Raw genomic sequence first — 12,975 nt, forward strand, 5'->3', positions numbered from 1 at the left:
CGTGATGTCCCCTGCCCGCAAGCGCGCAGATGTATTGCTGGTCGAGCGCGGCCTGTTCGAGAGCCGGGCGCGGGCGCGCGCGGCGATCGAGGCTGGCCTCGTCACGGCCGACGACAAGCCGGTCGCCAAACCGTCGGAGACGATTGCCGAGGATGCGGTGATCCAGGCCGAGCCCGCGCACCCCTACGTCTCCCGTGGCGGCGTCAAGCTCGCCGGCGCGCTGGAACGCTACCCGATCGAAATCGAGGATCATGTCTGCCTCGACGTCGGCGCGTCGACCGGCGGCTTCACCGAGGTGCTGCTGGCGAACGGCGCGAGCCTGGTGTTCGCAATCGATGTCGGCACCAGCCAACTGCATCCCTCGCTGCGGGATCATCCCAAGATCGTGTCGATGGAGGAGACCGACATCCGGTCCTACGAAGGCAAGCGGCTTCCGGCGCGGCCCGATGTCGTCGTCATCGACGTCAGCTTCATCTCGCTCAAGACGGTGCTGCCGGTGGCGCTTTCCCTCGCCGCCGCGCCGATGAGCCTGCTGGCGCTGATCAAGCCGCAGTTCGAGGCTGATCGGAAGCACAACAAGAAGGGCATCGTCCGCGACGCCGCCGTGCACAAGGAGATCTGCGACGACATCGCCGCCTTTGCCGCTTCGCTCGGCTGCACCGACATCGAGATATTTCCCTCTTCGATTGCGGGCGGCGACGGCAATATCGAATTCTTCCTGGGTGCGCGCCGTGGTTGAACGTCTGACGATCGATCATGTTGGCCATCGCGGCGACGGCGTCTCGATGGCGACGGGCGAAGCGATCTATGTGCCCTACACGCTTGGCGGCGAGACCGTCGAGGTCGATCACGTCGCGGGCCACCATCCAGACCGCCGCAAACTGCTCGCAGTGGATTTGGCAAGCTCCGAGCGCGTCCAGCCGTTCTGTCCGCATTTCGGCGTCTGCGGCGGCTGCGCCATCCAGCACTGGGCGGCCGATCCCTATCACGCCTGGAAGCGCGGCATCGTGGTCGAAACGCTGGCGCAGGCCGGCATCGATTGCGCGGTGGCGCCGCTGGTCGATGCTCACGGCGCCGGGCGCAGGCGCATCACCCTGCACGGCCGCTTTGGCACGCATGACATCCTCAAGGTCGGTTTCTCCGCGACGAGCTCGCACGACGTCATTCCAATTGATCGCTGCCCCATTCTCGATCCCACGCTCGACGGCGCGCTCGATGCCGCCTGGGCGCTCGCCGAGCCGCTGACATCCAGGATGCCGGTGACCAAGCCGCTCGACATCCAGGTCACCGCCACAACCAACGGGCTCGACGTCGATGTGCGCGGCTCCGGCCCGCTGCCGACGGCGCTCGTCACGGCACTCTCGCGCGTCGCCGAACTGCACCGCCTGGCGCGGCTGACGCGGCATGGCGAGCTGGTGTTGCAACGCTTGCCGCCAACGGTGACGATGGGCCGCGCGGAGGTGACGCTGCCGCCGGGCTCGTTCCTGCAGGCAACTGTGGCGGGCGAAGAGACGCTCGCCGCGCTCGTCGCGGAACGCATCGGCAAGGCCAAGGAAGTTCTCGACCTTTTCTGCGGCGTCGGCCCGTTCGCTCTGCGGCTCGCAGAGAAGGCCCGCGTCACCGCCTATGACAACGACGCCGGTGCGATTGCGGCCCTCGTGAAAGCCGCGCGCACCCCGGGCCTGAAGCCGATCAAAGCCGAGCCGCGCGATCTGTTTCGCCGCCCTTTGGTGCCGCCGGAGCTGCGCGATTTCGATGCCGTGGTGTTCGACCCGCCGCGCCAGGGCGCGCAGGCGCAGGCGTTGAAGCTCGCCGCGAGCAAGGTGCCAGTGGTGATCGCGGTGTCCTGCAACGTCGCGACATTTGCCCGCGACGCCCGACTGCTGATCGACGGCGGCTATCGATTGGAGGCGGTGGTGCCTGTCGACCAGTTCCGCCACACGCCGCATGTGGAGCTGGTGGCGCGGTTCAGCCGCTGACGCCGGATCGCTACGCCGACGGCTCGAATTGCGGCTGCCATCGCAGCAGGTAGGACTGCAGCGAGCGCACCGCGATCGCGAGCAGGATACCGACGAACATCATGACGAAGATGGCGACCATCATCTCGCTGGCATTGGCCCGCGCCTCGGCTTCGATGATGAGCTTGCCGAGGCCGCGCTCGGCGCCGATGAACTCGCCGACGATGACGCCGATCAGCGCAAAAGACACGGCCGGCAAGAGCGAAGCGAACACCCAGGCAAGCGCGGACGGGATCACGACGGTACGCAGCACGGTGAATTCGCTGGCGCCGAGCAGACGGGCGGCGGCGATCTGGTCGCGGTCGACCGCACGCGTTCCCTCGAAGGTGTTGAAGAACACCACGAAGAAGACGACGAGCCAGGCCGTGGCGATCTTGGAGAGATCGCCGAGGCCGAAGATCAGGATGACGAGCGGCACCAGCGCAATGCGCGGTATCGAGTTGAGCGCCACGATATAGGGTCCGAACACGCGGGCAAGGAAGTCCGAACGGCCGAGAATCAGGCCAGCCGCGATCCCGCTCGCCGACCCGAACAGAAAACCCCACCAGGTGTTCTTCAGCGTGACGAGCGTGGCAAGCCACAGATTGTTGTCGTTGCCCTTGAGACAGGCGGCAAAGCCGCCGGCGTCAGCGAAGCAACCAAGCCGCAAGAAACTCTGCCAGATCAGCGACGGTTTGGCGACGAAATAGGGATCTAGGATCTTCGGTACGTAGGCCTTCGGCAGCAGCGCCTTGCTCCATTCGAAGCCCCACTGCCAGACGACGAGAACGGCTGCAAGAATGGCCAGTTGCCAGAACAGGATGGCGGTGCGGCTGTTGGACATGGTCAGTCGGCCCTGGTGCGGCGGAACTCTTCGCCGAGGGAATGCCAGATGTGCGAATAGAGGCGGCCGAATTCGGCGGTCTCGCGTACGGAAACGGGGTCACGCGGACGCGGGATGGCGACGTCGAAGTCTTCCTTGAGACGCCCGGGCCGCGCCGAGAGCAGGATGATGCGGCTCGCCAGTGTCAAGGCTTCGCCGAGATCGTGCGTCACGAACAGCACGGTCTGCCGCTCGCGCTCCCAGATCTCCAGCAGCGTCTTGTGCATCTCCAGCTTGGTGTGGGTGTCGAGCGCGCCGAACGGCTCATCCATCAGCAGGATCTCGGGCTCGAGGATCAGCGTGCGCATCAAGGCGACGCGCTGGCGCATGCCACCGGACAGCATGCGCGGAAAGCTCTGCGCAAAGCCCGAGAGCCCGGCCTTATCGACGGCCGAAGCGACGCGCCCTGCGCGTTCGGTCTTCGGCAGTCCCGCGATCTCCAGCCCATAGCCGATGTTCTGCTCCACGGTTCGCCAGGGAAACAGCGTATCGCGCTGGAAGACATAACCGACCCTGGGGTTGACCTTGCCGGTCTCGACCGTGTCCTCGTCGATCAGGATGCGTCCTCCCGAGCGCGGCAACAGCCCCGCGACCATGTTGAGAATGGTGCTCTTGCCGCAGCCGGATGGACCGAGCAGCGCAACGAACTCGCCCTGCTTGACCTCGAAGGAGACGTCATCCACTGCCACGAACTCGCGGCCGGACGCGTTGAAGCGCTTGGCAAGACCCTGCACGGCAATGCGGATGCGCGCTGCCGCTGCTTGATCCTCGCCGCGCGCGAGCGCAAGGCCCTGGCCTGGCGCGGCGATCATTTGTATTTCGCCCTGGCGGCCTGGAGGAAGCTCATGTCGACGACATCCTCGTATCTGGTCTCGGGAATATCCGTGCCCTTGCGGTACCAGGGCTTGGCGCCGCGTTCGAACGCGGGCTTGTCGATGACACCGTCATAGGCCCAGGTCGACTTGTCGAAGCCGAGTTCGGCACTGACCGCGTCGGGATCGATGCCCGAGAAATATTTCGGCGTGACCAGCGCCTGCACCTCCGCCAGCGGCGTTGCCTTCACGAAGGCCATCGCGCGGTAGATCGCGTTGACATAGGCCTGCACCATCGCCTTGTCCTGCTCGACCGTGTCCTGGAGCGTGTAGATCACCAGCACGGGCAGCGTCCCGCCGAAATCCTTCTCGAAGACGCCGGGTTTTGAGGTGTCATAGATCGTCCTGCCAAAGCCCTTCTTCTCGACCTCGACGATCCAGCTCGGCGGCGCCATGATGGCGTCGAACTGCTTGGTCTGGAGCGAAGGGAACATCGTGTTGGGCCCGCCGCCCGCGACCCAGTTCACCTTGCTGCCCAGCCCACGCGTTTCGAACACATAAGTGCCGAACACCCAGGTGCCGGACCCGATCGCGGTCGCGGCAACGATCGGCTTGGCACCGTCCGCGCGCTTGTACTCCGCAAGCTTCTCGACCGAATTGATGCCGCTGTCGTAGAGGTCCTGCCGGACCATGATATTGGCGTAGGAGCACACCATCTCGGTCGCGAGCAGGATCTTGCAGGGCTTGCCGCGCGCACCGAGCTGGAGCGGATGGCTGGCATCACCATGGGCGAACTGCGCCTGCCCTCCCGCCAGCGTCTGGCGACCGAATGTGCCGGCATTGCCGGTGACGAGCTTGGAATCGAGTCCTTCGTCCTTGAAGTACCCTTTCAGCTCCGCGATCATGCCGATGGCGTAGACCGGCGATACCGGACCGAAGGCGAGCGAGACCTGCTTGGCCTCGGCGCGCAGCTGCCCCGGCAGCAGCGTTGCGCCGGCCCATGCGGAGCCCGCGATCAGCGTCTGGCGCCTGGTAATGCTCATGTGTTCCTCCTCCCTTGGTTCTTGTTCGCTAGCGCCGATCGATCAGGACGGCGCGAGCTTGATCGTCCCAGCTTGTCGCAGCGCTTCGATCTCATTCGGCGACATGCCGATCTCGCTCAGGATCTCGCCGCTGTGCTCGCCGATCCCGGGGGGATCGTAGCGATTGGGCAGGCGCCTTCCGTCCATGGAAATCGGCAACAGCGGCGTCTTGGCCTGGCCGCCGTCCGGAAGCCGAATATCGGTCAGGCCCCCCGACTGGTTGAGATGCGGATCATCGAAGAGATCGCCGGGCTTGTTCACAGGCGCATAGGGCAGATCGAGCTGCTCGAGACGCGCGGCAAGATCGGCTTTGTCCCATTGCCTGAAGATGTTCGCGATCTCGGGGATCAGCCAGCTGCGATGATCGACGCGGTCGTTGCTCGTCGCAAAGCGCGGATCGACGAGCCAGGCTTCGCGATCGAAGGCACGACAGAACGCCTCCCATTGCTCTTCGCCGACGATGGTGACGAACAGCTTCGAGCCGTCTTTTGTGTCGAAGAGATCGTAGACCGGCCACGGGCTGTCCTTGATCGAATACGGGATCGACGGCTGGCCGCTGACCACCTCGCACATCATGGCCTGCGCCATCAGGAACACGTTGTTCTCGTACAGCGCACTCTGGATGTAGCGCCCCCTGCCGGTCCGCTGCCGCTCGGCGAGCGCCGCCTGGATCGCGATCACGCCGAACATACCGCCCATGACGTCGTTGACAGAGGCCCCGGCACGCATGGGACGGTCGGGCAAGCCGGTCATGTAAGCAAGGCCACCCATCATCTGCACGACCTCGTCGAGCGCGAGGCGGTTTTCGTAGGGCCCGGGCAGATAGCCCTTGAGCGAGCAATAGACCAGGCGTGGTGCGAAGGCGGCGACGCTCTCGTAGTCGAGACCGATCCGCTTCAGCAGGCCCGGCCGGAAGTTCTCGATCAGGACGTCGCTGTTCTCGATCAGCCGCCGCGCGATGGTCTGGCCTTCCGCGGTCGACGTATCCAGCGCGATGCTGCGCTTGTTGCGGCTGTAGGTGGCGAAGAAGCCGGCGGCGGGCCCCTTGAAATAACGGGTGCGGTCGCCCTTGGGCGGCTCGACCTTGATCACGTCGGCGCCGAGATCGGCGAGGATCAAGCCGCAGCTCGGCCCCATCACCATCTGGCTGAACTCGATGACACGAACGCCGGCGAGCGGACGAAGCTCCGAGGCCGTCTCGCGCTCTGCCGCCGTCATGCCGCCCTCCGCAAAACCTTGGGAATGCCGGCCTCGTGCAGATGCCCCGTCAAATGTTTTGCCGGGATATGGCGGGCGAGAATCTCGCGCGTTTGCATCAGGCGATCGAGGTCGATGCCGGTGGAAAGTCCCATGCGCTCCAGCATGAATACGAGATCCTCGGTGACGATGTTGCCGCGCGCACCGGGAGCAAAGGGACAGCCTCCGAGGCCGGACACCGCGGCGTCGAAACGCCGAATGTCCGCTTCGAGGCCGGCGACGGCATTGGCAAGGCCTGCGCCGAGCGTGTCGTGCAGATGCAGCCGCAGAGTCATGTGCGATCCGACCTCGCGCCGCACGGCCGTGACGATCTGCCCGATCGATTTGGGCGTCGCATAACCGACGGTGTCGGCAAGCCCGATCTCGTCGGCGCGAGCTTCGGCAAAAGCGAGTGCCACACGGCACACGGCCGCTTCACTCACCTCACCTTCCAGCGAGCAGCCGAAGGAGGTGGAGATCGCGCCCATCAATTGCGGCCGCTGGCCCACTGGCCGGGCGTCGATCGCGGCGCGGACCGCGCGAAATCCTTCGAGCTGCTCGTCGACCGAGCGGCGCACATTGGCGCGATTGTGCGTCTCGCTCGCCGAGATAACGAAATAGACGGCGTTGACGCCTGCGGCGATGGCGCGCTCGGCACCCTTCACGTTCGGCACCAGCGCGCCGATGGTCGCCGTCTCGTGAGTGAGCGCATGCGCCATCACCGCGTCGACGTCGGCGAATTGCGGCACGACCTTTGGCGGCACGAACGATCCGGCATCGATCTCGCGCACGCCCGCAGCGGCGATCGTGTCGATCAGCGCGCATTTGGCTTCAGTCGGAACGAAGATGTCCAGGTTCTGGAGACCATCGCGGGGGGCAACCTCGCAAATGTGGACATCGGGCGCGTGCGCCATCATGCTTTCTCCCTGGTCGATTGTATATTGTTGCGTAAAAGAACAATCCATGGGACAATCTGTCAAGCCCCAAAAATTTGCGTGCACTGCAATGAGCGCTTCCGACAGTTCCCGACAACGCAGCGACAAGAACGGTTCCGAACGCGCCGAACACCTTGCCGGACTGATCATGGCGCTCGCCCGGCGCGAAGGCATGAAAGCCGGAGACCGCCTGATCGAACAAAGGCTTGCGGATGCGCTGGACCTTTCACGCGCGCCGATCCGGCTCGGCCTGAAGGCGCTGGAAGCAGCGGGGCTGGCGCGCGGCGAGCCGCATCGCGGCTTTGTGCTGGCAAAGAATCCCACCAGCGGCGCCGCCCAACCGGCGCTCGCGGCGGTCAGGCGCAACGAGCAGGTTTATGCGAGCATCGCAGGCGACGTGCTCGCGAGCCGGCTGCCGGCCGACGTCACCGAGGCGGAGCTGATGCGCCGCTATGACGTCGCTCGGGCCGAGCTACAGCGGCTGCTGGACCGGATCGCGGCCGAGGGCTGGATCGCGCGCCTGCCGGGCTATGGCTGGCGCTTTGCGGAGACGGTCTCGAGCCCCGAAGCTCAAGCGCAGGCCAAGGCGTTTCGTGCGGTGATCGAGCCGGCGGCAATCGCGCAGCCCGGCTTTGCGCTGCCGCAGGAGGTGATCGTACGCCTGCGCGAGCGCCAACAGCGCGTCTTCGAAGGCGAGCTCGAAAAGATGACGATCGGCGAGATCTTTCACTCCGGCTGCGAATTCCATGAAGACATCATCCGCGGCGCCGGCAATCCGTTCTTTCTCGAAGCGCTCAGGCGGGTGAATTCGATCAGACGCCTGTTCGCCTATCGCAGCTTCGCCGACCGTGACGGCATGCGGCGGCACGTGCGCGAACATTTGCGCCTGCTCGACGTCCTGGAGACGCGGCGTTACACTGAGGCGGCGGAACTGATGGCCAAGCACCTGCAGCGCCCGCTGGTGGCGGGCTTGTCCTGATGCTCGCGGCCTGCGAAGGCGCGCGGTAGCGCGGCTCAGGAAACAAGCTTGCTGCTCTAGGGGCGTGGTCGTGCTTGCTGCCGATCGCAGCGACAATCGCACTGGATCGCCGTCGGCCGCGCCTGTTGCGACTTCACTCGCTCGGCGAACCGCGTCCCGATATCGTGATGCGTTTCGGATCGGCCCGAACCTGCCGAAATCGCTGCGGCGTCCGCCGGAGCTGGTGCTGCGATCCTAACGCCGAAGGCCGCCCAAGGCCGGCGACTCGCCGGGCAGCATGTTCGATCTGATATCGCTGTCCATGCGGGCGGAATCCTGCTGGATCACACTGGCCCCGAACGACAGGCTGAGGTTGGAGGTCGGCTTGAACTCGACGCCCGCAAATGCGCTGTAGCCGGGTGCCGTACTTGATGTCAGCGGCGCAACCGAGCTGCCGATGCCATTGCCGTATTTCAACGTGTCGAAACCGGCAAAGAACGTCACGGGCAAGCCGCCCGCGGTCTTGGTAGCGTAGCCGAACTGGGTGCTGTCATACGACAGCGCGCTGAAATTGCCGGCAAGTCCGGTCTGACTGAGTCCGGGCTGACTGAGCCCGCTCCAATTGAGATTGCCGCGCTGGCTGCCGACGAAAAAGCCCTTCGCAAAATTGGCACGCCCGCTCGCGTCGCCGGCATTGAAGCCCGAAAAATTGCCGTAAGGTTCGGAGCTCTGGCCATCGCTGCCGCCAAAGCCAAACGGTCCACCCGGAATGAAATACCGCAGCGGTGCAACTTGCGCATCAACGGACGTTCCGCCGAGGCAAAGCACGACGAAGAGAGCTGCAAGACGGCATGAAGCTGCGCGGCGCGACATTCAGGTGACCTTCGAAAACCTTGTAAATTATACCCTTCGGCGATGAGGAATGCCAGCGAGGCCGCGCGCCGGCATGGTCTCACCCGGGTTCCGAGATCCCCATGCCGAATGTGAGCTGATTGCCGTCGGCATCGACGATATCGAAATCGCGCATGCCGTAATCACGGTCCTCCGGCTGGTTGATGGGCCTGGCGCCGCGTCCCGTCACCTCGGCATAGCTCCGGTCGACGTCTGTTACGAAAATGCAGAGACCGCCTTGTCCAGGCAATCGTTTCGTAGCGGCCGCCGCGAGCAGATGCAGAGCGACCTCGTCGCGGCAGAGGCAAGCATAGGACGGGGGGGCGCCGTATTCGAAGGTGACCTCGAACCCGAGAACGTCGCGATAATAGGCGAGGCTCGTCGCGATGTCGGAGACGACGAAGACGGTCGCGGAGCCAGCCATCCTGGGATGTTCGTCGGTCATCATCTGTCCTCTCCGTCGCGAGCAATCTCCCGCGCGCAGTCTAGCATGCGCGCCCGAGGTCTTGCACGGATCGCGCCGCAACGTAAGCTGGTCGTCGCGCAAAGCGGCGCAAGTCCGCCGAAATGGGGAGAATGCCATGAGATATCTTGGTCTGACGCTGGCGGCGAAGTAGCCGAGCCGCACCGCCGATGTCGCACGATCCCCTGCTCACGCACCTGACATCCGCTTTCCGCGAGGTGCCGGGCCTCGCGGCCATCGTGCTCGGCGGCTCGCGTGCGCGAGGCAGCGCGCATCTTACCTCCGACCATGATATCGGGCTCTACTTCGCCGCAGCGAGCCCGATCGACACCGAGCGGTTGCTGGCGGCCGCGAAGGAGATCGCCGACGATCCCGCCGCCACGACCGTGACGCCGGTCGGCGAATGGGGACCATGGATCGTCGGCGGCGCGTGGCTGTCGGTGGAAGGCCGCAAGGTCGATCTGCTCTATCGCAACGCCGATGCGGTCGAAGCCGTGATGAAGTCCTGCCATGCCGGCCTCGTCACCATGACCTACCAACCCGGCCATCCGCATGGCTTCTGTTCGGCAATCTGGATGGGCGAGATCGCGTATTGTCAGCCTCTGCACGATCCGCAGGGCCTGATCGCCCGGCTGAAATCGATCGCCCTGCCCTATCCTCGCCCGTTGCGCGAAGCCCTGATCCAACGCTTCCGGTGGGAAATCCTGTTTGGCATCGGGAACGCCGAGCTCGCCATTGCGCGGGGTGATCGAACCCACGTCGCCGGATGTCTCTACAGATCGCTCGCCTGCATCGCGCAGGTGCTGTTCGCGCTCAACGAGCGCTATCTCATCAACGAAAAGGGCGCGCTCCAGGAGGCTGCCCGTCTGCCGCTGACGATTCCACATCTGACGGAACGGACTGACGATGTCTGGCGGCTGATCGACGACGGCGCCCTTGCGTCCGCCTGTGAAGTCTTGCGCAAGATCGACCAGCAGTTGAAGGTGCTGTCCCAATGAAGCATGGAGAACTCGGTGACATCTGACGGTCCGGTCGCATACGAACGCGTCGACAACATCGCCCGCATCACGCTGCGCCGCCCGCCCGTCAATGCGCTGAGCCTCGAGATGATTCGCGCCGTGGTCGCGGCGTTCCGCCGCGCGGCCGACGATCCGGATGCCCGCGTGGTGGTGCTGGCCAGTGCGATCCCTAAGCGCTTTTCGGCGGGCCTCGATCTCGACATCCTGCTCGGCAGATCCGGCGCCGAGATCCGAGAATTCCTTCAGGCGCTCTATATCGACCTCTACGATGCTCAGTACGGGTTGGGAAAACCGTCAATCGCCGCGGTCGGTGGCGCGACGCGGGGCGGCGGCATGACCATGGCAGTGTCCTGCGACGTCGTGCTGGCAGCCGAGAGCGCGACGTTCGGCTATCCCGAGATCGACGTCGGCGTCATTCCGGCGATTCACTACGCGCACCTGCCGCGCATCGTCGGACGCCATCGTGCCTTCGAGCTGCTGTTCACCGGCCGGGTCTTCAGCGCCGTGGAAGCGCGCGAGCTTGGCGTCATCAACCGCGTCGTCGGTGATGCCGAACTCGAGGCGGAGGTGCTGAAGCTTGCGGCGCAATTCTCCGCCAAATCGGCCGCGGTGCTGCGGATGGGCCGCGCCGCCTTCATGCGCCAGATCGATCTCGACTATCGACGCAGCATTGCAAGCGCCGTGGACGATTTCTGCAACGTCGCGACGTCGGATGAGGCGCAGGAGGGCTTGCGGGCGTTCGTGGAGAAGCGGCCGCCGAAATGGTGAGGACGGCAGCGTTCAGGCGGTTCTGTCAAGAGTAGACGATGTATCGGCCGGTGGATATTTCGTCACCGGCACCATGAACGATTTCGTGCCGACCTGATAGATGACCTTGCCGTTCTGTCCGTCATCGGTCGCGATCTGCGCCTGCCCGAACATGATGACGTTCTTGTAGACGGTGCCGGTGCCCTGGCGGGTGACGCCGTCGGTGGTGACGCTGACCTGCGCTTCCTTGCCGTTGACGGCAAGCACCTTGAAGCTGGCGCTCTTGCCGTTGTCGCTGGAATAGCCGCCCCAGCTTCCCATGAGACGGCTGTCGGAAGCCGGCGGCGCCTGCTTCTCGAGATTTGCGGTCTGCTTGCCAGCGCCGCCCGCCGAGAACAGCAGCACCATGCTCTTGCCGTCCTTGGTGCCGACCGTGACCCCGCCGAAGGTGATCAGCGCGCCGCTGACCTCGGCAAAGCCCCGCTCGGTCTGCCCGTTATGGGTGTATTCGACCTGCGCCCGGGCACCGCGGATGTTGACGACCTTGAAGCTGACGGGCTGGTTGTTGCCCACCCAATTGCCCTTCCATTCACCGACGAGCCTGCTCTGGTGAAACACCCGCTCGTTGGCGGGCGAAATCTGGCTGGTGCTGGACGTGACGATGGCCATTGGATTGCTCGGTGGACGGGTTCGATGAACCCGCTCTCGTTCGCGCGCCCGACAGCAAAGTCAAACAGCGGTCGGAAACGAACTGAAACACCGGATTAGGGCCATGTGCCGGTTAACGAGCGGTTAAATTCAACCGCCGGACGAGATGAGGCGAAAGGTCCCAACGGGGGTGCGCTATCAGCGTCCCCAGCGGTCCGACCAGATCTTCTCGCCGATCAGGCAATTGACGCGCGGCTCCTTGTCCGCAACGCGCATCGTGGGGCGCTCCGGCGTGCGGCCGGCGACCTCCATCAGCAGCTTGGTGCGGATCGCTTCCTTGAACTTGTCGCGGTCCTTGATCGTGATGACGAAGGAGCCGGGTCCGCCGATGACGCAGTCTTCGTAGTAGAAATCGAGATTGTCGATATCCATGGTGGAATAGGACGGCTCCTTGACCATGATCGGCAGGCCGTTGATGACGACGCCCTTCTCCAGCGCGGCGTCTCGCGCCACCGTGACGGGGCCGCCATTGTTGTTGGGGCCGTCGCCGGAAATGTCGATCACGCGGCGCAAGCCCCGATAGGGATCCTCGTCAAACAGCGGCATCGCGAAAGTGATCGCGCCGGAGATCGAGGTGCGCGAGGCGCGCCGGATCGGCGTCTTCATGATCTCGGCGGCGACCGCATCCGCCGTCTCCGGGCCGTCGACCAGCCGCCAGGGAATGATGATCTTCTGGTCGCTCGAGGCGGCCCACTCGAAATAGGTCACCGCGATCCGGCCGTTCGGACCGAGCTTCAGAGCCTGGAGGAACTCCTTCGACTGGATCGCCTGCGCATAGCCCTCGCGCTGGATCGCGAGCTCGTCCATGTCCATGGAGTAGGACACGTCGACCGCAAGGATCAGCTCGACGTCGACCGTCTGCGCGTCTCTGTCGCCCGCAAGCCGCTGCGGCTGATGTTTGGGCGGTTCGAATTTTGGCCCTGGTGCCGCGACGCCCGCGACGTCCCCTCCGGCAAACATGCCGGCAACCAACACAGCCCCGATCGAGAACAGCAAGCGCATCGCAGCCTCCCGTCGTATGACGTGATGGTGACATGCAATCGCCTTGCCGCAAAGCGCGAAGATCGATTGCGCTTCACATTCAAGTTAAGGAGCTGCGAGCTAAAGATCTGTGAGTGAAGGATTGCGAGCCAGGGATCTGCGCGCCTTGCGCAAAGCTGCCGCCGTGTTGCCACGCTCGCGCCGCTGGACACGCCCGGTCGCTCGCATCATCGGGCTCATGATGCGCGAAGCCGGACGACGAG

The 12,975-nt window shown here is 64.7% G+C and carries 14 protein-coding genes; 5 read left to right on the top strand and 9 right to left on the bottom strand.

The features are described from left to right. The first annotated feature begins 4 nt into the window (after window positions 1–4). Both IVA81_RS32635 and IVA81_RS32640 read left to right on the top strand, forming a co-directional pair. The gene (locus IVA81_RS32635; RefSeq protein WP_247325833.1) at window positions 5–739 is read left to right on the top strand and encodes a TlyA family RNA methyltransferase; all 735 of its coding nucleotides are present in this window, start codon (window positions 5–7) and stop codon (window positions 737–739) included. Further along, entirely contained in the window at window positions 732–1,979 is a 1,248-nt protein-coding gene (locus IVA81_RS32640; protein ID WP_247325835.1) for a methyltransferase, read from the top strand. The genes IVA81_RS32635 and IVA81_RS32640 overlap by 8 nt, the downstream gene beginning before the upstream one ends. A gap of 10 nt (window positions 1,980–1,989) precedes the next feature. Here IVA81_RS32640 and IVA81_RS32645 read toward each other — a convergent pair whose 3' ends face one another. The 5 genes from IVA81_RS32645 to IVA81_RS32665 are packed head-to-tail and all read right to left on the bottom strand — an operon-like array spanning window position 1,990 to window position 6,927. Then, on the bottom strand, window positions 1,990–2,841 hold the full coding sequence (locus IVA81_RS32645) for an ABC transporter permease (protein WP_247325837.1): 852 nt from the start codon (window positions 2,839–2,841) through the stop codon (window positions 1,990–1,992). A gap of 2 nt (window positions 2,842–2,843) precedes the next feature. Beyond that, complete coding sequence (locus IVA81_RS32650) at window positions 2,844–3,692, bottom strand: ABC transporter ATP-binding protein (protein ID WP_247325839.1); 849 nt, start codon at window positions 3,690–3,692, stop codon at window positions 2,844–2,846. Further along, window positions 3,689–4,735 (bottom strand): ABC transporter substrate-binding protein, encoded by a 1,047-nt coding sequence (locus tag IVA81_RS32655; RefSeq protein ID WP_247325843.1) that lies wholly within the window; start codon window positions 4,733–4,735, stop codon window positions 3,689–3,691. The genes IVA81_RS32650 and IVA81_RS32655 overlap by 4 nt, the downstream gene beginning before the upstream one ends. Window positions 4,736–4,777: 42 nt before the next feature. After that, entirely contained in the window at window positions 4,778–5,992 is a 1,215-nt protein-coding gene (locus tag IVA81_RS32660; protein ID WP_247325846.1) for a CaiB/BaiF CoA-transferase family protein, read from the bottom strand. Then, window positions 5,989–6,927, bottom strand: a complete 939-nt coding sequence (locus IVA81_RS32665; protein ID WP_247325848.1) for a hydroxymethylglutaryl-CoA lyase — start codon at window positions 6,925–6,927, stop codon at window positions 5,989–5,991. Before IVA81_RS32665 ends, IVA81_RS32660 begins: the two co-directional genes overlap by 4 nt. Before the next feature lie 88 nt (window positions 6,928–7,015). Here IVA81_RS32665 and IVA81_RS32670 point away from each other — a divergent pair, with 88 nt between their 5' ends. Continuing rightward, window positions 7,016–7,924 carry a GntR family transcriptional regulator gene (locus IVA81_RS32670; RefSeq protein WP_247325850.1) on the top strand — a complete coding sequence of 303 codons (909 nt, stop codon included), beginning with the start codon at window positions 7,016–7,018 and terminating at the stop codon, window positions 7,922–7,924. A 234-nt stretch (window positions 7,925–8,158) separates the two neighbouring features. Here IVA81_RS32670 and IVA81_RS32675 read toward each other — a convergent pair whose 3' ends face one another. Beyond that, the gene (locus IVA81_RS32675; protein WP_247325852.1) at window positions 8,159–8,776 is read right to left on the bottom strand and encodes a hypothetical protein; all 618 of its coding nucleotides are present in this window, start codon (window positions 8,774–8,776) and stop codon (window positions 8,159–8,161) included. Window positions 8,777–8,855: 79 nt separating this feature from the next. Further along, window positions 8,856–9,242 carry a glyoxalase superfamily protein gene (locus IVA81_RS32680; RefSeq protein ID WP_247325855.1) on the bottom strand — a complete coding sequence of 129 codons (387 nt, stop codon included), beginning with the start codon at window positions 9,240–9,242 and terminating at the stop codon, window positions 8,856–8,858. A gap of 185 nt (window positions 9,243–9,427) precedes the next feature. Between IVA81_RS32680 and IVA81_RS32685 the strand changes: the two genes are divergently transcribed. Both IVA81_RS32685 and IVA81_RS32690 read left to right on the top strand, forming a co-directional pair. After that, on the top strand, window positions 9,428–10,255 hold the full coding sequence (locus tag IVA81_RS32685; RefSeq protein WP_247325857.1) for a nucleotidyltransferase domain-containing protein: 828 nt from the start codon (window positions 9,428–9,430) through the stop codon (window positions 10,253–10,255). Window positions 10,256–10,270: 15 nt separating this feature from the next. Continuing rightward, a complete protein-coding gene (locus IVA81_RS32690) occupies window positions 10,271–11,044 on the top strand; it encodes an enoyl-CoA hydratase/isomerase family protein (RefSeq protein ID WP_247325859.1) in 774 nt (257 codons plus the stop codon). Between the two features lie 12 nt (window positions 11,045–11,056). Here the strand turns inward: IVA81_RS32690 and IVA81_RS32695 are convergent, their stop codons facing one another. Next, window positions 11,057–11,692, bottom strand: coding sequence for a hypothetical protein (locus IVA81_RS32695; RefSeq protein ID WP_247325862.1), 636 nt, complete (start codon window positions 11,690–11,692; stop codon window positions 11,057–11,059). A gap of 177 nt (window positions 11,693–11,869) precedes the next feature. Next, complete coding sequence (locus IVA81_RS32700; RefSeq protein ID WP_247325864.1) at window positions 11,870–12,733, bottom strand: DUF1194 domain-containing protein; 864 nt, start codon at window positions 12,731–12,733, stop codon at window positions 11,870–11,872. Window positions 12,734–12,975: the final 242 nt, after the last annotated feature.

Origin of the sequence: Bradyrhizobium sp. 141 (assembly GCF_023074055.1) — a bacterium.
Lineage (GTDB): Bacteria > Pseudomonadota > Alphaproteobacteria > Rhizobiales > Xanthobacteraceae > Bradyrhizobium.

Excerpts from the sequence above, each read along its gene's own strand:
- IVA81_RS32635 (WP_247325833.1), top strand. The coding sequence starts at position 5 with ATGTCCCCTGCCCGCAAGCGCGCAGATGTATTGCTGGTCGAGCGCGGC.
- IVA81_RS32645 (WP_247325837.1), bottom strand. The coding sequence starts at position 2,841 with ATGTCCAACAGCCGCACCGCCATCCTGTTCTGGCAACTGGCCATTCTT.
- IVA81_RS32650 (WP_247325839.1), bottom strand. The coding sequence starts at position 3,692 with ATGATCGCCGCGCCAGGCCAGGGCCTTGCGCTCGCGCGCGGCGAGGAT.
- IVA81_RS32655 (WP_247325843.1), bottom strand. The coding sequence starts at position 4,735 with ATGAGCATTACCAGGCGCCAGACGCTGATCGCGGGCTCCGCATGGGCC.
- IVA81_RS32660 (WP_247325846.1), bottom strand. The coding sequence starts at position 5,992 with ATGACGGCGGCAGAGCGCGAGACGGCCTCGGAGCTTCGTCCGCTCGCC.
- IVA81_RS32665 (WP_247325848.1), bottom strand. The coding sequence starts at position 6,927 with ATGATGGCGCACGCGCCCGATGTCCACATTTGCGAGGTTGCCCCCCGC.
- IVA81_RS32670 (WP_247325850.1), top strand. The coding sequence starts at position 7,016 with ATGAGCGCTTCCGACAGTTCCCGACAACGCAGCGACAAGAACGGTTCC.
- IVA81_RS32675 (WP_247325852.1), bottom strand. The coding sequence starts at position 8,776 with ATGTCGCGCCGCGCAGCTTCATGCCGTCTTGCAGCTCTCTTCGTCGTG.
- IVA81_RS32680 (WP_247325855.1), bottom strand. The coding sequence starts at position 9,242 with ATGATGACCGACGAACATCCCAGGATGGCTGGCTCCGCGACCGTCTTC.
- IVA81_RS32685 (WP_247325857.1), top strand. The coding sequence starts at position 9,428 with ATGTCGCACGATCCCCTGCTCACGCACCTGACATCCGCTTTCCGCGAG.
- IVA81_RS32695 (WP_247325862.1), bottom strand. The coding sequence starts at position 11,692 with ATGGCCATCGTCACGTCCAGCACCAGCCAGATTTCGCCCGCCAACGAG.
- IVA81_RS32700 (WP_247325864.1), bottom strand. The coding sequence starts at position 12,733 with ATGCGCTTGCTGTTCTCGATCGGGGCTGTGTTGGTTGCCGGCATGTTT.